At 64.6% G+C, this 19097-nt stretch carries 16 protein-coding genes, 1 tRNA gene and 1 pseudogene; 12 read left to right on the top strand and 6 right to left on the bottom strand.

All coding sequences use genetic code 11. The features are described from left to right. The first annotated feature begins 33 nt into the window (after nt 1-33). A complete protein-coding gene (locus C5E07_RS17435) occupies nt 34-618 on the top strand; it encodes a hypothetical protein (protein ID WP_104301103.1) in 585 nt (194 codons plus the stop codon). On the opposite strand, the gene C5E07_RS17430 is transcribed toward C5E07_RS17435, so the two are convergent. Then, a complete protein-coding gene (locus C5E07_RS17430) occupies nt 619-2127 on the bottom strand; it encodes a PucR family transcriptional regulator (protein ID WP_104301101.1) in 1509 nt (502 codons plus the stop codon). Between the two features lie 172 nt (nt 2128-2299). Between C5E07_RS17430 and C5E07_RS17425 the strand changes: the two genes are divergently transcribed. From C5E07_RS17425 to C5E07_RS17415, 3 genes are all read left to right on the top strand, one after another. Then, the gene (locus tag C5E07_RS17425) at nt 2300-3808 is read left to right on the top strand and encodes an amino acid permease (protein ID WP_104301099.1); all 1509 of its coding nucleotides are present in this window, start codon (nt 2300-2302) and stop codon (nt 3806-3808) included. Continuing rightward, nucleotides 3805-5517 carry a flavin monoamine oxidase family protein gene (locus C5E07_RS17420; RefSeq protein WP_374953209.1) on the top strand — a complete coding sequence of 571 codons (1713 nt, stop codon included), beginning with the start codon at nt 3805-3807 and terminating at the stop codon, nt 5515-5517. The genes C5E07_RS17425 and C5E07_RS17420 overlap by 4 nt, the downstream gene beginning before the upstream one ends. 291 nt (nt 5518-5808) lie before the next feature. Continuing rightward, nucleotides 5809-6381 carry a hypothetical protein gene (locus tag C5E07_RS17415; protein WP_146080238.1) on the top strand — a complete coding sequence of 191 codons (573 nt, stop codon included), beginning with the start codon at nt 5809-5811 and terminating at the stop codon, nt 6379-6381. Nucleotides 6382-6438: 57 nt separating this feature from the next. On the opposite strand, the gene C5E07_RS19870 is transcribed toward C5E07_RS17415, so the two are convergent. Together C5E07_RS19870 and C5E07_RS19865 are read right to left on the bottom strand one after the other, a co-directional pair. Next, nucleotides 6439-6729, bottom strand: a complete 291-nt coding sequence (locus tag C5E07_RS19870; protein ID WP_258064024.1) for a transcriptional regulator — start codon at nt 6727-6729, stop codon at nt 6439-6441. Further along, nucleotides 6726-7127: a hypothetical protein gene (locus C5E07_RS19865; protein WP_146081122.1), complete on the bottom strand. Its 402-nt coding sequence runs from the start codon at nt 7125-7127 to the stop codon at nt 6726-6728. The genes C5E07_RS19870 and C5E07_RS19865 overlap by 4 nt, the downstream gene beginning before the upstream one ends. A gap of 169 nt (nt 7128-7296) precedes the next feature. Here C5E07_RS19865 and glsA (C5E07_RS17405) point away from each other — a divergent pair, with 169 nt between their 5' ends. Next, nucleotides 7297-8334: a glutaminase A gene (glsA, locus tag C5E07_RS17405; RefSeq protein ID WP_258064023.1), complete on the top strand. Its 1038-nt coding sequence runs from the start codon at nt 7297-7299 to the stop codon at nt 8332-8334. 10 nt (nt 8335-8344) lie between these two features. Beyond that, nucleotides 8345-9391, top strand: a complete 1047-nt coding sequence (gene glsA / locus C5E07_RS17400; protein WP_308471384.1) for a glutaminase A — start codon at nt 8345-8347, stop codon at nt 9389-9391. A gap of 214 nt (nt 9392-9605) precedes the next feature. Here the strand turns inward: glsA (C5E07_RS17400) and C5E07_RS17395 are convergent, their stop codons facing one another. Together C5E07_RS17395 and C5E07_RS17390 are read right to left on the bottom strand one after the other, a co-directional pair. Continuing rightward, entirely contained in the window at nt 9606-10496 is an 891-nt protein-coding gene (locus tag C5E07_RS17395) for an exonuclease domain-containing protein (RefSeq protein WP_104301095.1), read from the bottom strand. Nucleotides 10497-10808: 312 nt separating this feature from the next. Beyond that, nucleotides 10809-12071: an MFS transporter gene (locus C5E07_RS17390; protein WP_104242287.1), complete on the bottom strand. Its 1263-nt coding sequence runs from the start codon at nt 12069-12071 to the stop codon at nt 10809-10811. A gap of 215 nt (nt 12072-12286) precedes the next feature. Here C5E07_RS17390 and C5E07_RS17385 point away from each other — a divergent pair. From C5E07_RS17385 to C5E07_RS17365, 6 genes are all read left to right on the top strand, one after another. After that, nucleotides 12287-12360: transfer RNA gene (locus tag C5E07_RS17385), tRNA-Pro, on the top strand. Between the two features lie 196 nt (nt 12361-12556). Further along, nucleotides 12557-12886 carry a hypothetical protein gene (locus tag C5E07_RS19280; RefSeq protein ID WP_146080643.1) on the top strand — a complete coding sequence of 110 codons (330 nt, stop codon included), beginning with the start codon at nt 12557-12559 and terminating at the stop codon, nt 12884-12886. A 593-nt stretch (nt 12887-13479) separates the two neighbouring features. Beyond that, nucleotides 13480-14343, top strand: coding sequence for a Dam family site-specific DNA-(adenine-N6)-methyltransferase (locus C5E07_RS17375; protein WP_104301091.1), 864 nt, complete (start codon nt 13480-13482; stop codon nt 14341-14343). 5 nt (nt 14344-14348) lie between these two features. Beyond that, nucleotides 14349-15587, top strand: coding sequence for a metallophosphoesterase (locus C5E07_RS17370; RefSeq protein WP_104301089.1), 1239 nt, complete (start codon nt 14349-14351; stop codon nt 15585-15587). After that, nucleotides 15584-17341 (top strand): hypothetical protein, encoded by a 1758-nt coding sequence (locus C5E07_RS19275; RefSeq protein WP_146080642.1) that lies wholly within the window; start codon nt 15584-15586, stop codon nt 17339-17341. Before C5E07_RS17370 ends, C5E07_RS19275 begins: the two co-directional genes overlap by 4 nt. 644 nt (nt 17342-17985) lie before the next feature. Then, nucleotides 17986-18291, top strand: coding sequence for a hypothetical protein (locus C5E07_RS17365; protein ID WP_146080641.1), 306 nt, complete (start codon nt 17986-17988; stop codon nt 18289-18291). A 235-nt stretch (nt 18292-18526) separates the two neighbouring features. On the opposite strand, the pseudogene C5E07_RS17360 reads toward C5E07_RS17365, so the two are convergent. Further along, nucleotides 18527-19029, bottom strand: a pseudogene (locus tag C5E07_RS17360) (integrase core domain-containing protein); the annotation flags it as partial. Between the last annotated feature and the right edge of the window lie 68 nt (nt 19030-19097).

Below are 19097 nucleotides of genomic sequence, written 5' to 3'. Positions count from 1 at the left end.
GGGCACGCTCGGCGGGCAGAACGGAGGGACCGCATGTCGGTACGGGCTGGGCGGTGGTTTCTGGTCATCGCCGCCGTTGCGTTGCTCGTCGGCCTCGCGTGGTTCGGGCTCGTCGAGGCTGCCGCGGGGCCGTGGGCGCAGGGCTCGGTGGGCGGCGCGGTCCTGGCGATCCTCGGGGCCGTGGCGTTCGCCGCGGGCGTGGTGCTCTTCGGCCGGTTCGTCGAAGCGAGGGTCGAGAAGACCGTTCTTGTGATCAACTCCGTTCGGGGGAGGGAGCGGGTCATCCCGCTCGCCGTCATCGACGAGGTCGTTGTCGTCGAGCGCCTGCTGCTTCCGACGAGGATGGGACCGGGATCTGCCGCGCGAGTGATCCTGCGGGGCAGCGGCGAGACGATCGCGGCGTTCACGCCGCACGGTCTCGGGGTCGTGGATGCGCTCCGCTCGGCCGGGTGCCGCGTCACGCTGGTCAGCGAGCCGCTCTCCCCGGTGCTCGTGCGGCGCCGGTACCGAGGCGGGGCGAGTCTCGGCGAGGTGCTCGTGGCTGGGGCGCCGGTGTTCGCGATCGTCGTCGCGGCGCTGGTGCTGCTCTGGGTCCTGACCGAGTGGTTCGCCGGGTAGCTACTCCACGTACTCGAGGGCGATGACGAGCTCGGCGCGCACGCGGGCGTCGTCGAGGTCGAGCCCGAGCAGCCCCCGCAGCTGGTCGATGCCGCGGCGCACGCTGTTGCGGTGCATCCCGAGCTCGCGGCCCGTCGCATCCCAGTGCCCGTTCGCGTGCAGCCAGGCGCGCAGTAGCGCGAGGCGCGCGTTCCGGGCCTCTGCGTCGAGCTCGAGGAGCGGTTCGAGACGTCGCTCGGCGAGGGCACGCCCCGAGGCTGCGCCGATGAACGAGTGCACGGGCGCGAGGTCGGCGCCGACGCGCACCACCCCGCCGTCTTCCCTCGCTCGCCGCTCCAGTGCGCGAACTTCCGCGGCGGATGCACGCAGCTGCTCGGCCGTGACGGGTCGGCCGACGACGAAGCTCCACCCCTCGTCGAGGAACGCGGCGAGGCGCCGTTCCGTGACGTCGAGGCGGGTGATGAGGGTGACGGTGGCGTGCTCCGCCGAGATGGTCACGAGCTTCGTGTCGAAGAGGCTGCGCCAGCGGTGCAGCTCGCTCGCGTCCTTGAGGGTGGAGGGCGCGCAGGCGACGACGACCCGGAGGGTTCGGGCGCGCGCGTCTCCGCCGGCCGCCTGCAGGAGGAGGTCGCGCCACAGCTCGGTGTCCTGGCCGCCGTCCGGGCGGGCGAACACGTCGTCGGCTTCGAGGAGGAGCGGCACGAGCAGCTGGCCGGGCGCGACGCTGCCGGAGGTGCGTTGCCTCGCGATGAGCTCGAGCATGCCGTGCGCCGTCGTGAGGAACGCGTGCGCCGTCGAGCCCGCCGGGGGAGCGGCCTCCACGAGCAGCGTGCCGAGGGCGGCCCCGCCGAGGCTGCGCAGCGGGTAGGCGGCCGGACCGCCCCTCGTCTGGTCTGCCGACTCGGCGAGGGCCCCCAGTACGGGTGCGGGTGGCACCTGGCCGGCCCGCGCGCGCACCGCGCCGCCCGGCCCGACGATCGCGGCCCAGGAGCCGAGCCGCTCGGCGAGCGCCGCCGCCACGGCCGTCTCGGGCTGGTCCGCGGAGGCGGCGCGCAGCAGCCGGCGGGTCGCGTCGGCGAGCGTGCGCAGCGCATCCACTCGCCGCAGCTCGGTCATCTCGGCGAAGGTGCGCGACACGGCCACGAACGGGGTGTCGCTGGGGATGCGCACGAGGGTGAGGTCGCTCGCGGTGCAGGCCTCGAGGAGGGCGGGTGGCACCTCGTGGAACACCGGGTCGATGCCGAGGCCGAGCGCGACGACGCCGGCGCTGACGGCCCGTTCGACGTAGCCCTCCAGCTCGGCGTGGTCGAGGTCGCGCAGCCCGACGCCGGCCGTCAGCAGAAACTCGCCGCCGAGGAGGTACGGCGTCGGGTCGGTGAGGTCGCTCGTCGCGACCCAGCGGATGCTCACATCGAGGTCGCCGGGCACGAGCACCTCGAGGTGCAGCTCGGGGCGCGCGAGTAGCTGGGCGAGTGAGATCTGGCCGTGCGGTGACGAGGGTGATGGCATGCGAGCTCCCGTGCATTCTGTCGCATCTTCGCGACAAACCGAGCATATCGCCCGTGGATGCGCTGCGTGGTGCGACCATACGATTGCCAGGCCCAGCAGTGCTGGGCGCAGTTGGACAGCGCCGATCGATCCCTGATCATGCTGGTCCCGAACCCAAGAAGGGCAACCGTCAATGGCGACACCACCCACCACAGCCGGCCGGTCACGCACGCCGCTCGGCACGCAGCTGCTGCGCCGCAAGCCGCTGGAGCAGCTCACCGACGAGTCCCTGACCGAGTCGGGCGAGGGCGGCCTGAAGCGCACCCTCGGCATGTGGCAGCTGACGATGATCAGCGTCGGCGCGACGCTGGGCACGGGCATCTTCGTGATCCTGGGCACCGCGGTCCCGCTCGCCGGCCCCGCCGTCTGGATCGCGTTCGCCGTCGCCGGCCTCGCCGCGCTGCTCTCGGCCCTCTCGTACGCCGAGATGGCGAGCTCGGTGCCCGTCTCCGGGTCGAGCTACTCCTACTCCTACGCGACGATGGGCGAGGGCGTCGCCTGGGTGTGCGGCTGGTGCCTGGTGCTTGAGTACGGCGTCTCGGTGGCCGCCGTCGCAGTCGGCGCCGGACAGTACGTCAACGAGACGCTCGGCGTCTTCGGCCTCGCGCTCCCGCCGGCGCTCGCGAACCCGATCGGCCTCGATGGCGGCTTCTTCAACCTGCCAGCCGCGGCGCTCGTGATCGTCGCGATGCTGCTGCTCGTGCGGGGCGCGAAGGAGAGCGCCTGGGTGAACACCGTCATGGTCGCCATCAAGGTCATCGTGCTGCTCATCTTCGTGTTCATCGCCTTCACGGCGTTCACGACGGCGAACTTCGAGCCGCTCGCCCCCATGGGCGCAGCCGGCGTCGCGGCCGCCTCGAGCCGCCTCTTCTTCTCCTACATCGGCTTCGACGCCGCCTCCACGGCCGGCGACGAGGCGAAGAACCCGCAGAAGGACCTGCCGCGCGCGATCATCCTGTCGATGGTCATCGTCACGGTCGTTTACATCCTCGTCGCGGTCGCCGCCATCGGCGCGCTCCCGTGGACCGAGTTCAACGACGGCGAAGCGGCGTTCGTGCGCATCCTCACCGACATCACGGGCCAGCCGCTGCTCGCGCTCATGTTCTCGGTCGGCGCGGTCATCGCGATCGCGAGCGTCGTGCTGACGGTCTACTACGGGCAGACGCGCATCCTGTTCCGCATGTCGCGCGACGGCATGGTGCCGAATATCTTCGGCCGCGTGCGCCCATCGACGGGCACCCCGGTCGCCGGCACGGTCATCGTGGGGTCGATCATCGCGGTCGTCGCCGCGTTCATCCCGCTCGGCGAGCTGGCGGATGCGACGAGCATCGGCACGCTGTTCGCGTTCGCGCTCGTCAACCTCTCGGTCATCTACCTGCGCCGCGCCCGCCCCGAGCTGCCGCGCAGCTACAAGGTGCCGTTCTTCCCTGTCGTGCCGATCCTCGGCATCGTCATGTGCCTCGGCCTCATGGTCACGCTCGGCGGCACCACCTGGATGGTGTTCGGGCTGTGGATGCTCGTGGGTGTCGGCCTGTACTTCGCGTACGGTCGGAAGCACTCCATCGTCGGCGCCATGAGCGAGAACGACTACGTCAACGCGGCGACCGCCGCGACCCCCGTCATCATGAAGGAGCACAAGTGACCATCGCGACCCCGATGCCGAGCGGCCCGCAGCGCGCGGAAGGCGCATCCACGCCGCAGGACTCCCAGCCGGTGACCATGCTCAACCCGGACTTCCCGTTCAGCTACGACGAGTTCCTCACGCACCCGGCCGGCCTCGGCTCGGTGCCGGAGCGGATGCACGGCACCGAGGTCGCCGTCGTCGGCGCCGGTCTCGCGGGTGTCGTCGCCGCGTACGAGCTCATGAAGATGGGGCTGAAGCCCGTCATCTTCGAGGCGGACAGCATCGGCGGACGCCTCAAGACGCGGTCGTTCGATGCGGCGCCGAGCGTCATCGCCGACCTGGGCGGCATGCGCTTCCCCGAGTCGGGGCGTGCGTTCTACCACTACGTCGACCTCGTCGGGTTGGAGACGCAGGCGTTCCCGAACCCGCTGGCGGAGGTGACGCCGTCGACGGTCATCGAGCTCGCCGGCACGTCGTTCTACGCCGAGACTCCCGCCGACCTGCCCCCGTTCTTCACGGAGGTGGCGGAGGCGTGGAAGCGTGCGCTGACGGAGGAGGCCGACCTGGTTCGCATCCAGGACGCCATCCGCGCACGCGATACGGAGACCCTGAAGGCCGCATGGAACGAGCTGGTCGAGAAGTTCGACAACCGCTCGTTCTATGGATTCGTGGCAGAGAGCGCGGCCTTCAGGGATCTCAGCTTCGAGCACATCGAGGCGTTCGGCCAGGTGGGCTTCGGCACTGGCGGTTGGGACACCGACTTCGGCAACTCGATCCTCGAGATCCTGCGGGTCGTGTTCACGAACGCCGACGACGCGCACCGCCGCATCGTGGGCGGGGCGCAGAAGCTGCCCGTCGACCTGTGGCACCACGAGCCGACCGAGCTGGAGCACTGGCCTGAGGGCACGAGCCTCGCGAGCCTGCACGGCGGGGTGCCGCGGGGTGCGGTCGCCGCGATCAAGCGCGGGCAGAACGGTGGCGTCAGCATCACGGAGAAGTGGGGGCGCACGCAGGAGTTCGCGTCCGCCATCGTGACCTGCCAGTCGTGGCTCCTGTCGGCGCGCATCGACACGGACGAGGAGCTGTTCACGCCCGAGATGTGGACGGCCATCGAGAAGAGCCACTACATGCTCTCGTCGAAGACGTTCGTGATGGTCGACCGCCCCTTCTGGCGCGACCTGGACCCGGCAACGGGGAAGCCGGTCATGAGCATGACGCTCACCGACCGCCTGCCCCGCGCGACCTACCTCATCGACGAGGGCCCCGACAAGCCCGCCGTGATCCTGCTCTCCTACACGTGGAACGACGACGCCCTGAAGTGGCTTGCCCTCGACGCGTCGGAGCGCACGCGGCTCATGCTGCATTCGCTCGACAAGATCTACCCTGGCCTCGACATCGGCGCGCACATCGTGGGGGAGCCGATCACCGTGTCGTGGGAGGCCGACCCCAACTACATGGGCGCGTTCAAGAACAACCTGCCGGGCCACTACCGGTACCAGGAACGCCTCTTCGGGCACTTCGTGCAGGACGAGCTCGACGACCACCAGCGGGGCATCTTCCTCGCGGGCGACGACATCTCGTTCACGGCGGGCTGGGCCGAGGGTGCGGTGACGACGGCCCTCAACGCCGTGTGGGGCGTCGCGAAGCACCTCGGGGGCGCATCCGCTGCCGGGAACCCTGGGCCGGGTGACGTGTGGTCGGAGCTTGCTCCGGTGCGCCTCGACTGAGTGACACGCCCGGGCCCCACTTGAGAGGGTGCTGGCAAGCACGTGGGCAGGAGCGGCGAGCACGCGCAGAATCACGGCAGTATTCCTGCAGAGCTGCCTGGATCGCGCTGCCTCCCGGCTCTTCGCGCGCTTTGATTCGCCCAGCGCGTCGACCGGTTCGCCGAGCTCGGGCTCGGCGTGTACCGCCTGAAAGACTTGCTGCCGGAGGTCACCACGACCTCCACCAAGGAAATCTCACACGGAAAGCGGGGGCTCGCCTCCGCCCGACACACAAGATGAATTGGAGTGATCATGAAGGTTCGCAACAGGTTGGTCATGAGCGCGACGGCCGCGACGCTCGCTGCTGCATTCTTCGTTCCCACGACCGCAACAGCTTCGCCGAGCACGACGACGTTCACGGCGGCATCGTCCGGTGCGATGACCCAGGGGCAGGAAGCCGAATTGGCGCAGACGCTCGAGAGCCTCTTCGAAGAGGCGCTCATCCTCGGGCCCGACGGCGTCGTCTCCTACGACCAGGAGAAGGCCGCATCGATCATCGGCGAGCAGGAAGCCGCCGACATCGGTGCCTCGCTTGAGGCGGCGCGTGCGCAGGGCGCTGGACCGCAGGCGTTGCAGTCGTCCCAGGCCCGCGCCGCATCCACGGGGAACGCGTTCGTGGACTGCATGGTCGAGAACAGCGTCATCGGACTGATCTCCGGCATCGTCAGCGGCGAGATCGCCGAGCTCATCCGCGACAAGAAGTGGGACGAGGTCGCGGAGAAGGTCGGCCCGAAGCTCGTGCGCGCCGGAGTTGCCGGCGGCATCGCGGGCGTGGCCGCGAGCCTCGCGGCGGGTGCCGTGCAGTGCAGCCTCTTCAGCGACTGATGGGGGCTTCCTGACGGGTCGCCCATTCCTGGGCAAGTCGGCTACGGGCTGGGTGGGTCAACCACCCAGCCCGTAGCGCTGCAAGTCAGCCAGGAGTTCGCGGAACCGCCCCCGCCCGCTCGGCGTCGCGCGCACCAGGGTCTGCGGGTAGCGGCCCTTCTGGCCCTTTCTGACCTGGACGAGGCCTGCCTCGTCCAGGAACTTCACGGTTCTCGAGATCTCCGGAACGCCGAGGCCGGTGAACTCCCCGATGGAGGCGTAGTCAGACTCCTCGACCTGCACGAGGAACCCGAGCACCTTGAACCGCGGCGGTGAGAACAGCGCTCGAAGCTCTGGCGTCTCGCTCACGGCCGCGGCTTCCGAAAGACGGCGATGACGAGGGCGAAGAACAGAGCGACCGGGACGAGGGGCAGCGTGAAGACGATGCCGGTGTCGAGGGGAGCGGCTCGGAACGCGTTCCACGCGGTGACGAAGGAGGCGACAGCGACGCCGATCGACAGCCAGTGGGTCCACGGCGCGATGTGCGGCTCGTTCTTCCTGCCGACACGAAGCGCGCGGAAGGCGACCATGGCGAGCGCGGCGAATCCGGTGAGGACGAGGCCGGCGGTGTTGCCGACGGCCGCCCCCGCGACGCCGAAGTAGGCGACAACGGGGATGCCGAGGAGCATCACCCAATCGAAGGCCGAGAGTGTGCGCTTGGGGCTCTGTGGCAGTCGGAGCTGCTCGGGGTGCTCTGCTTCGGTCATCGACCTTCCTCTCCATCGGTTGATGCGTGCATCTAGTTTCATTTATGCAAGTAGTTGCCGCAACCGGGCTACCCGGATGTCCAGGGTTCTCTCACCTGCCTGGGCCGATCCCGGCTTCGCCCCGGTTCGGTCAGCTGCCCGCCGTGCGGGGCTGGCTAGGGTTGCCCACATGACGCAGACCACGGTGGACGCAACGCACATGTTCGGCGACGAGCCGGAGATGGTGCACTCGAGCCGCTCGGCGATCTCGACGGGGCAGCTGCCCGACTCCGACGACGTCAAGACCGCGGTCGACGAGACGTACGAGCAGTTCTCGTCGGTCGACGACGGCGAGGTGCCCGACTACATCCCGGCGCTGGCGGATGCGGACCCGGACCTGTTCGGGATCTGCATCGTCTCGACGGAGGGGCAGTCGTACAGTCGCGGCGACGCTGAGCTGCTGTTCACGATCCAGTCGATCTCGAAGGCGTTCGTGTTCGCGCTCGTGCGCGAGGAGGTCGGGCACACGAAGGCGCGCGAGCTGGTGGGCGTGAACAACACGGGCCTGCCGTTTGACTCGGTCATGGCGATCGAGCTGAACGGCGGCCGCACCATGAACCCCCTCGTCAACGCGGGTGCGCTGGCCACGTCGGCGCTCGCGCCGGGGGAGACGTGGGAGGAGAAGTGGGACTTCATCCTGAGCGGCCTCTCCGCCTTCGCGGGGCGCGACCTCGAGATCGACGAGGACGCGTTCGCGTCGGAGCGTGAGAACAACATCCGCAACCAGGGCATCGCGCGCCTCCTGCAGAGCTACGGGCACATCACCCTCGACCCGCACGAGGTCACCGAGCTCTACACGCGGCAGTGCGCGCTGCTCGTCACCACCGAGGACCTCGCCGTCATGGGAGCGACACTCGCCGACGGCGGGAGGAACCCGAAGACGGGCAAGCAGGTCATCGGGCAGGGTGCATCCAGGGACGCGCTCGCCGTGATGGCCGCGAACGGCCTCTACGAGGCGAGCGGCGAGTGGCTGTACGAGATCGGGATGCCCGCGAAGAGCGGCGTCTCGGGCGGGCTCGTGACGATCGCCCCCGGGAAGGGCGGCTTCGCGAGCTACTCGCCGCGCCTCGACGACGCCGGCAACAGCGTGCGCGGCATCAAGGCGGCCAGGCACCTGTCGAACGAGCTCGGCATGAACCTCTTCGCGTCGGGCACCGTGCAGGACTAGATTCGGGGTCGTGACGACTCTCCCCGAACAGACACTCTTGCCGGAACACCCGACCGCGTTCCCCAGCGAGCCGGACCTCGTGCATCCCGACACCCGCGTGGTCTCGACCGGCAGGCTGCCGGATGCCGAACATGTGCGGGAGATGCTCTCCGAGACGTACGAGCGGTACCGCCACGTGCAGGACGGCGCCGTCGCCGACTACATTCCCGCGCTCGCGGAGGCCGACTCGTCCTGGTTTGGGCTGAGCCTCACTTCGGCGAACGGGCACCGATTCTCGTTCGGGGACGCGCAGCTCAAGTTCTCGATCCAGTCGATCTCGAAGGCGTTCGTGTACGCGCTGGTCGTGCAGGAGCTGGGGCACGAGGAGGTGCGCGAGCGGATCGGCGTCAACAACACGGGTTTGCCGTTCAACTCGGTCATGGCGATCGAGCTCAACGGGGGCCGCACCATGAATCCGCTCGTCAACGCGGGGGCGATCGCGACGACGTCGCTCGTGCCCGGGAAGACGTGGGATGAGAAGTGGGACTTCATCCACGCGGGGCTGTCGAACTTCGTCGGCCATCCGCTCGAGATCGACGAGCGCGTCTACGAGTCGGAGATGAAGACCAACACGCGCAACCGCAGCATCGCGAGGCTGCTCGAGAGCTACGGGCACATCTCGCTCGACCCGACGCAGGTGACCGAGCTGTACACGCGGCAGTGCTCGCTGCTCGTCACCGCTGAAGACCTCGCCACGATGGGGGCGACGCTCGCCGACGGCGGCGACTGCCCCATCTCCGGCGTGGATGTCGTCGATCCGTCCGTGAGCCGCGACGTGCTGTCGGTCATGGCGACGAACGGCATGTACGAGGCGAGCGGCGACTGGCTGTTCGAGGTGGGCATGCCGGGCAAGAGCGGCGTCTCCGGCGGCATCGTCACGATCGCGCCGGGCAAGGGCTCGCTCGCGACGTTCTCCCCGCCACTGGATGCTGCGGGCAACAGCGTGCGCGGCATCCGCGCCACCAGGCACCTGTCGAACAAGCTCGGCCTGAATATGTTCGCGTCGACGGTGCAGTAGGCGCTCCTGGGGCTTGCGCTCTGCCCGGGCTCTCTCGGCCGATCGCTGCCCCGCGTTTTGCCCTCTGAGGTGACTCTCAGAGGGCGAAACGCCGGGCAGCGATTGGTGGGTCAGGCTCCGATGTCGGCACGTTCGGCCGCGGGGATCGTGCGGAGGCCGGTGGTGTCGAGGGAGTGGCGCTTGTCGCGGCGCTCGACGGAGACGCCGAGTGCGGTCAGCGCGCGATGAGTTCGAGGAACACCTGCTCGGTGACGATCTCGACGCGCTGCCCCTTCGCGGCGAGGTCCATAGCCTTCTGGATCTTGCTGCTGACCTTCGCGCCGGGGCGAAGCGTGGCGGGATCGTAGCCGCCCATCACGACAAGCGTCGTCTTCTTCGTCACGCTGCCACTCACCGTCGCTCCCTTTTCTGCGGCCAGCTTCTGCGCATCTCCGCGAGTGTGGCTGTCGAGGTCGCCGGAGAAGCAAACCACCTCACCGAAGAGCGGATGCGTGGGGTCGGCCAGTGCGTTCGTTTCTGGGATGACGCTCTGCTTGTGCGCATACGCGGACCGGCTGGCTCGTGCTTTCGCGGGTCTCGACTCGGGCCACGCGCTGGTGACGTCGCTTACTCCAGTGTGGCTCGAGAGGTGCAGGACGATCTGGGCGCACGCGAGCGCATCCGCCCCGGCGTCGTGGTGCGAGAACGACGGGAGGCCGAGGTGCTTGGCGACGTGGGGCAGCTTGTAGCTGTCGAGCTGCAGCCGCGCTTTCGCGAGGACGAGAGCGTCGAAGAACTCGAAGCCCGGATCGCTGAGGCCTAGGAGCGAGTTGGCTGCGTTGTATGCGCCCTTATCGAAGGAGCTGTACGCAACGATCGGGGCCGATTGCACCACCGTGGTCAGGCGCCGAAGCGTCTCACTCCAGGTGGGCGCTTGCTGCACGTGCGAGGCGCTGATGCCGTGGATGTGCGTGTTCGTGAAGACAAGGCCGGTTGGTGGATTGATGAACCACGAGTCGGTCGAGACGATGCGACCGTCGCGCACGTCAGTGACGCCGATCTGGCACACCGAACCTCGCTGGTGGTTCGCGGTCTCGAAGTCGATGGAAACGAAGTCCAGCGCCATTGCATGTCCGATCGTCGGGGGTCTCTGAATCCTAGGGACGTTCTCCGGTGCGCGAAGGCCCGGGGATACACGGGGCCCGCCGGTGACCACGCCTTGCTGCGGGGCGGCCGTTGGGGCAACGCATGTTTGTGGGGCCGACTCGCTCCTGCGAAGAACTGCCGCCAGTCTGAGGCGCGGGTCTTCGCTCTCTCTCGCTCGCCATCGCTGCCCGCCGACTCCGCCTCTGCCTGGGCTCTTTCGGCGATCGCTGCCCGGCGTTTCGCCCTCTGAGGTGACCTCCAGGGGGCGAAACGCCGGGCAGCGATTGGTAGGTCAGGCTCCGATGTCGGCGCGTTCGGCTGCGGGGATCGTGCGGAGGCCGGTGGTGTCGAGGGAATGGCGCTTGTCGCGGCGCTCGACGGAGACGCCGAGTGCGGTGAGGCCCATGCCGAGGACGGCGAGGACGACGCCCACCCAGCCGGGGGCGAGGTAGCCGAGGCCGCCCGCGATGACCATTCCGCCGAGCCACGCGCCGAGGCTGTTGCCGACGTTGAACGCAGCGTGGTTGATGGCTGCGCCGAGCAGCGCGGCTTCGTCGGCGATGCGCACGAGGCGTGACTGGATGGCCGGCAGCAGCGACGACGAGGTGAGGCCGAGGAAGAACACGGCCACGAACAGGCCGACCGGGTTCGACGCGATGAGGCTGTAGAAGACGAGCGAGGCGATGAACGAGCCGAAACCGACGAACATGGTGCGGGTCAGGTTGCGGTCAGCCGCCCATCCGCCGATGAGGTTGCCGAGCGTCATGCCGACGCCCAGGGTCGCGAGCACCCACGGCACGATGCCGGGGCCGAGGCCCGTCTCGCGGGTCGTGACCTCGGCGATGTACGAGTAGACGGCGAAGAAGCCGCCGAAGCCGATGGCGCCGACGGCGACCATGATCCAGAGGCGCGGGTTCTTGAAGGCGATGAGTTCCTTCATGGCGCTGCGTTCTGGGTTGCCGGGGTAGCGGGGCACGAAGAAGAACACGAGCAGGAACGTGACGAAGAAGATCGCGGCGACGAGCACGTACGCGTAGCGCCAGCCGCTGGCCTGGCCGAGCCAGGTCGCGAGGGGCACGCCGAAGATGTTGGCGATCGTGAGGCCTGACAAGGCGAGCGCGACGCCCTGGCCCTGCTTGCCTGGGCCCATGATGCGGGCGGCGAGCAGTGAGGCGACGCCGAAGTACGCGCCGTGGGGGAGCGCCGCGATGAAGCGCATGACGGCGGTTGTACCGAAGTCGGGCATGAGTGCGGACGCTGCTGACGCGACGATGAAGATACCGAGGAGCCAGAAGGCGAGCTTCGTCTGCGACATGCGGGCCGCGAGCACCGCAAAGACCGGGGCTCCAACAACAACGCCGAGGGCGTAGGCGGAGATGAGGATGCCCGCCTGCGCGATCACCGCATCCGGGTTCTGCTCGAAGCCGGGGAGCAGCTCGCGGGCGATGTCGGGCAGCAGGCCCATCGTGGCGAACTCGGTGACACCGATGCCGAAGCCTCCGAGCGCAAGCGCGAAGAGGGCGATTCCGCGCCGGAAGGGGGTGAGTTCGGGCATGACCTGCATGTTGCTGACCTCTGCTTCTGAGATAGGGGACTGGGTTCGCAACACTGCGCGGGTACCAGGCTATTCCCAGGCGGGAGAATGTGCGAACAACTGGGGAAGCGGATGTGGCGGGGCTGGCCGGTTGCGACACGTTCGACACGGTGGTGCGCAGAGCGCCCCAGGTTCCGGTAGGATGGTCGAGTTGTCCTCGCGGAGAACGAAAGCCACGGGCTGTGGCGCAGCTTGGTAGCGCACCTGACTGGGGGTCAGGGGGTCGCAAGTTCAAATCTTGTCAGCCCGACGGTGAGATGTCGCAAGACATCAAAATAGCTCGAACCTGCAGTCGCGGGTTCGAGCTATTTCGTTTTTCGGGTGGGTCCTCTGGGGTTGCTGGTGGGTTGGTGGTCCTTGCTGAGGTCGATTGTGATCTCACGGAGGAACTCGCCGGTGGTGGCGTTGATGACGGTCACGTCTAGGTCCTGGATGAGGAGTTTGACGTGGGCGCGGGCGTGGGGTCGTCCGATGCCGGTGTGGCGGAGTTTGCTGTCGACGCGGAGGGTGACGACGCCGAAGTCGTCGACGTGGTCGGTGCGGACTCGGCCGTGCGTGGTGCTCTTCTTTGTGCGGCTCGGGCCGGCCTTGATGCCGGTCGTATAGCGAGCGGCTGTGGTGGCTCGGTGCGGGAGGGATCGGTGTGGCCTGGTCGAGTTGTCGTCGTTCCAGAACCGGTCGATGAGGTTCTGGAGCTCGGCGAGCGTGGTGGGCTGTCCGGGCTGCGCGTGGAGCCATTTCTCGGGGTCTGTCGGAAGCGTTCGACTGTCCCTTAGGTTTGCGGGTGGTGGGGATGCCCGTTCTTCTGGGCGATGTGGCGTCGGTGGAGTCCGTTTTCGAAGCTGTTGAGTCCTCCTTCGTTCTGGGGGCGAGGCGGACGGCGTGGACCACGCCGTTGTCGGTGACCATCAGGGCGGGGTAGCTGGGGCAGCGGTAGTGGATGCAGTGCCGTAACTGCGGCTCTTGGGCGCGAAGGTGCCCTCCCATTTTCCCGACAAGGGAGTGTCGCGCTCGACAAGCTGCCAGGCCGACGTTGTGCCTACGCGTGTCCTCGGAGACTGCTGCAGAGCGTCGGGAGAACGCCGACTTGCCGCTGCAAGTTTGGATGCTGCGTTCAGAACGTGCAATTCAAGATCGCAGAGGGAGCCGGAGGACCAGTTGGTTGCGCTTCGTAGTCCCACTTGCGGTCAGCCAGCAGCGGCTGAACTGCTCGCGCAATGAAGCCCTAGCCCTCAAGGCCCGGGACCGCAGGGTAAGGTAACCCTGGCGCTGCGTTACCATTTACCGCGCGCGTCAGCTATGCGCTGCTCCTCGAACGAGGCTCAGGTTACTCGGGCCTAAGGTCCTCTGATTCAAAGAGAATGTGTCCATGCTAAGGTCCGTCACCACCGCACCAGAGCCGCTCGGGGAGCCACCTGTGGTAGCTCCCGTAGCGCCATTCCTGAGGTGGGCTGGTTCGAAGCGATGGTTGTTGCCTCACCTGGAGGCACGCCTCCCGAAGGAGTGGAAGTCATATCACGAACCATTTCTGGGTTCTGGAGCTGTTTTCTTGGGTCTAGTGCCACGAGGTGAAGCGTATCTCAGTGATGCCCTCGCTCCTCTGGTCCAGTGCTTTCAGACAGTTAGAGACCAGCCCAGTCAGGTCGCAAAGCGAGCGAACTCTTGGGCAACAAACCCTGAAAAGTTCTACGAAATAAGGGCAGCCAAATTCTCGAATGAAGTGGATCGTGCTGCGCGTTTCATTTATCTAAACAAGTTGTGCTTTAATGGTCTATATCGTGAGAATCGATCAGGTCAATTCAATGTCCCGTATGGTCGGCCAAAATCGTCCCGAATTATAATTGACGGACAGTTGGAGGTGGTTGCGAAGCGCCTTGGCGCTGCGCGCATCGAAAATATCGACTTTGAAGACAGTTTAGCGCGCTGCCAGCCCGAGTCGCTCGTATATTTAGACCCTCCCTATGTAGCTGGCCACCGCTCCAACGGCTTCGTGGACTACAACGCGAAGATATTTAGTTGGGACGACCAGAAACGTCTTGCGGAAAAATTTCGCCAATTGAGCAGATCTGGTGTGCATGTCCTGCTCTCAAACGCAGACCACCCAAGTGTTCGCGAACTGTATCCGAATTCTGAGATCATTGCCCTCGACAGATATTCCAGCATGTCCGGTCGTGTTGCAAACAGAGGTCGTAGCGCGGAACTGCTCGTTCTGAGCGACTCTTTGAGGAAGTAGGGAACATGGTTGCGCTCCGGGTAGCGGTGCTGGCAGACATTCATTCAGACCAAAACGGTGGGTCGTGGACCCATGTTTACGCGGAGCCACCGGCTGCTCGTCCTGGGCACAATCCGCTTGCGGACTTAGTTTCTTTCGTTCGAAGCGAGGGGATCAATGCTGACTACCTGCTGGCGGTCGGGGACATCGCCAATCGCGCCAACGCGGTTGGTCTCGAATACGGATGGCGTAGAGCCCACGGTCTCGCCGCAGACTTGGGCGCTCATCTGTTAGGAGTGCCCGGGAATCACGACGTGGTGACACACGATGAAGTGGCAGATCCGCGCGAGGCTTTGCGAGCTTTGCTGCCAGGCTTCCCCACTGGCGATACGCGTCTCGACGATCACTTTTGGACGCGTGGGTGGGCTCTTATAGAAAACGCTGATCATCGTGTACTTTTGATTGATTCGACACTAGATTTTCCGCCACATCCGGGGGCGGTCAGAAAGAACAGCAAGGCATGGCGCGAGTACCTAAAGGTAATCGATCGAGGTGGGTTTCTAGATCGAGTTGAAGATGAGATATCTGAGGCGCTAGCGGGGCTTGGTGAAAAATTGAATATTGCAGTAGTGCATCACCACCCAATGGAGCACCAGTTCCAAGGATGGTTGCAAGACGAATATGGGCCGATGAGGCGTGGGAGCGAGCTGGTGGAGTTGCTCGCAAAGAGCACACAGTCCGGCCGATGGCTCATGGTGCACGGGCACAAGCATGTGCCACAACTTGTTCAAGCAACGAACCTCACAAGTAACGGGCCAATAGTCCTTTGTGGTGCGAGCATTGGAGCAAAACTCTGGGACCCCATCAACACAGTTACACGCAACCAGTTCCACATTATGACAGTGAGGAATGACTACGATGAGGCTGTACCTGGCTTAGCAGGTACGATTGAAAGCTATACGTGGGGATACGGAATCGGCTGGCAAGTGTCCGAGAGATCAGGATCAGGTCTACCTGCTGCGGCTGGTTTTGGCAGCAATGAGCACTTCCGAGTACTTGCAACCAAAGTTGAAAGAGCGCTTGGCGCTGACGCTAGTGCTTTCATGTCCTACGAAGCTCTGCTGGGAGCTGTACCTCAACTTCCATACGTATTGCCTGCCGACTGGGAGTTCCTAGAATCTGAACTTGAGCAAAGAGGTGTTGGCTTCAGTCGGGACAGGGCGAACCGGTTGGTCCAAATCTCACGGATAGGAGCGAAAGCATGAGAGAGTTGGCCCTCGATACATTCAACGCGAAACGTCTCTCGATGCGTCAAGTTGCTGAGACATTCGTCATGCCAGACTCGTTCACGCTACTCGCTGGGGGAGACCACGCTTATGTGATTGGTCCCCGGGGAAGTGGTAAGACGACCTTGCTGCGGATGTTGAGCGGTCCCGGACTAGAGGCCTGGCGTGGTCGAGACGCTGAGCGTTTCAGAAAGCAGATCGACTACGCAACTGTCTTTTTACCAGCAGATGAGCTGTGGGCTAGTCAAACATCTCCAGTTATCGCCCGAGCAGCATTTACTGCGCAGATGCTGTACGCTTTCGTCGAATCTATGCAGTATAGAACGCGAGCTGACCCAAGCGTTCATCTGCCCGCAAAATTTCTAGACCGCACTGAGTCGGAACTCGCGCAGCAGTGTGCAGAAGCATGGAGCCTGGATGGCATCCGACCAGGATTGGTGGGTCTTCTCGAAGCTCTTGACTTATTCATCACCCGGTTAGCTGTAGACGCGCACCCCCTTGAACAACACTCATTCTTCAGAGCAGACAGCTTGTCACTGCTTGCCTTCGGTGTTCGGGCGTTCAATCGAGCCACTCGCGAGCCCGGCAGGCGCTGGGCCTTGCTGCTCGATGAGATGGAGTTGGCTCCTGCATCGATCCACGAGATTGTTACCTCGTTCGTCAGAGGTGGTAGTTCGGATTTGGTTCTTAAAATCTCGATGAGTCCATTTGATCGCTACCTGCATTTCTATAGTCGCGTCAGTGGGGTTTCTCCTATACCTGGCCATGACTTTCAGACCATATATCTGTCTGGTCAATCAAGAAGAGAGATTCGTCGTTTGACCAATGGGCTCTGGGAAGAACATCTGAAAGCCAGGGGGTTCTCCAAAGTCCCGCTTACAAGTGCGTTGGATGTACGAAATGAGTATAGAGATTCCCGAACAAGGCGTCGGGGCGTAAACGCGGAATCAGTTATACGAGAGGCATATCGTCTTGACGAGGGCTTTGCTGAGTGGCTCGACGACCGTGGTATTTCACCGGCTCGATTAAGTGAACTCACTTACAATCAACGGTCAGCCAGTGTGCGTAAGATTGTTCCGCTTTTGGTGTTTCGAGATTCACTGCTGAATTTCCGCGAAGGAAAGCCAGTGCGTCGTAGCCGCAAGAAGTCCCTGGAGCCCTTCGTTGGGGCAGACGCTGTTACAACTATCCTCGAAGGAAATCCTCGTTGGATAAAGACAGCATTTGCTCAGATGCTCAATTATTATGATCCGAACACGCAACGCGTTACGCCTGGGTTTCAGTATGATGCCGTATCGGCTCTGGCGAGTCGTTTCGAGTCGCTGCTCAGAGTGCTGCCCAATCGCCAAACGGCAGCTCCTTCTGTGCCTGTCATCGAACTTGTTGACGTCGTGTCCAGATACCTGAATTCCAGAAATACGTCTCGATTTAATCCCGACCCACCTAATGGTTTCACTGTTGACCGTCGGACGCCTGCCGAGGTTACCGAGGCCATAACCCTGGGCCTCTATGCAGGTGCCTTTGTGCATGTTCGAGATCGCAGGAGTCCTGCCGTGCTGACTAGCTTCGAGGGGCAGCGTTTCCGTCTTGCTTACCTGTTGGGGGTCAGGGAAGGTAAGGAGTTTCCACTACGGCTGGGGAAAGATGTTTCCCTGTCGGCCGTCATTCGGGAGGCGGCGCCTGCGCGGAAATCTGATCGTTCTATAAATGAGCTGGATTTGGGTGGAATTTGATAGTCGAAGATGTTCGAATAGGGCGCGATTCTGTATTTGATCTCATAATCGCAGTTTGCGGCTATGAGACGAGGTCGAGCTATGTCTGTCGAATTGGCTTTCGGTCTGATTCTAGAATTGCTGCCGTCTACGATGGAACCAGTTCGGAGGGTTTCGCGAAGAACCGACAAATATTCGAATCGCGCGGATGGAACGTAACGCCCGAGGTTGATCTTGTCGAAAATATCCAGCTGATGACCAAGTTGCTGTCTTCGCCTCGTATTCTGGTAGACATTAGCAGTATGTCGCGACGGACTTTAGCTAGAGTCGTACAGGCGTTGTGGGAGAATTCAGGGATTGGAGACGTGCACTTTGTCTATGCGCCGGCGCGTTTCGAATCGAGTGCTGTTGCGGCCAATCTAATACCTTCCCTTAGTGCGGGACCTCTTTCGGAGTATTTTTCAGGCGGTTTGAGGTCGCCATCGATTCCTGTTGGTTTGGTGTTGGGCTTGGGTCTTGAGCCGCATCGAGCGCTCGGTTTGGTGGAATTGATGGAACCCAGTAGGGTGTGGGCTTTCGTTGCTGTGAGCGAAGATGCGCGGTTTACCGACGGTGTGCAAAGAATTCATGAGGGACTTTTGACTCCCGATTCCAGTGTTATGCCCTTGTACTACGACATTCGATCTCTCGCGAACCTCTACAATTCGCTCGAGTCTCTAATTTTCTCGGCGGCTGTCGACTACCGCATGCTCATAGCGCCCTCGGGGCCAAAGATATTCTCTCTAGCCGCTATGCTTGTGGGGCTGCCGCGCGATTCGAGGCGACCCGCACTCTGGCGCGTGGGGTCAACATCCACGCAAGAACACGAGTCAGACGTCGTCGAGGCAGGTGACCTGGTCGCGGCACGCGTCGACCTCTCTAACAGCGCCAAGCAGGCGTCAATAGGCGGCGACTCCGTGGTCGTCTACTGATTCGTGGGGTGCCGGGCAGGTCGAATCAAGGTAGTTTCCGCTCGTGACGCGGATACTGATCGGAGTGACTCAAGCGGATGGGCGACTCCGTGGGGCAACTGGGGCGCATCGGCCTACACTGAGTCGCTGGGTCGCGAGCTGCACCCCACCAAATACCCATTCTTTCGTGCCACGTCTCACGCGCGCCTGGCATCTGTAGTAATTGGTATGAGTGGCGGCCCGGTGTATTGAGTCTTGAGGTTGGTAGCACTCGGGCTGGGGGTCTGAGCCCGTGGCCGGAGCGGACCTGTTCCGTGTTGTAGTGCTCGATCCAGGGCGCAAGAGCGTCGTGTCGGGCCGTGTGCTCGCGAAGGGCTGGCGATACGCCCATTCGATCGCGAGGGTCCGGTTGAAACGCTCGACTTTCCCGTTCTGCCAGGCGCAGTGGGGCTTGATGAACTTCCGCGTCGCCCCGAGCAGGTCGACCGCGTCGCGGAACGCGAGCGATCGACGGTAAGCGAACGCGTTGTCTGAGATCACGCGTTGGATGCGCGTGATGCCGCGCTCCGCGAAGTCGGCCGTGGCCCGGGTGAGGAACTCGGCCGCGGTGGCGCCCTGCTCGTCCGGGTGGACCTCTGCGTAAGCCAGCCGGGAATGATCATCGACCGCGGCGTGGACGTCGTCGAACCCAACCCGGGTCCGGTCGAGGCGCGAGCGGTGGTTCGAGAGCAAACCGCCATGCGCGCGCCCCCCCCCCCCCCCCCCCCCGCCCGCGCCCCCCCCCCCCCCCCCGCCCCCCCCCCGCCCCCCCCCCCGCGCCGCGCCCG

Origin of the sequence: Pseudoclavibacter sp. RFBJ3, from assembly GCF_002931375.1 — a bacterium.
Taxonomy (GTDB): Bacteria; Actinomycetota; Actinomycetes; order Actinomycetales; family Microbacteriaceae; genus Pseudoclavibacter.
The sequence above is the reverse complement of the archived record's forward strand: the minus strand, read 5'-3'. Positions and strand labels throughout refer to the sequence as shown.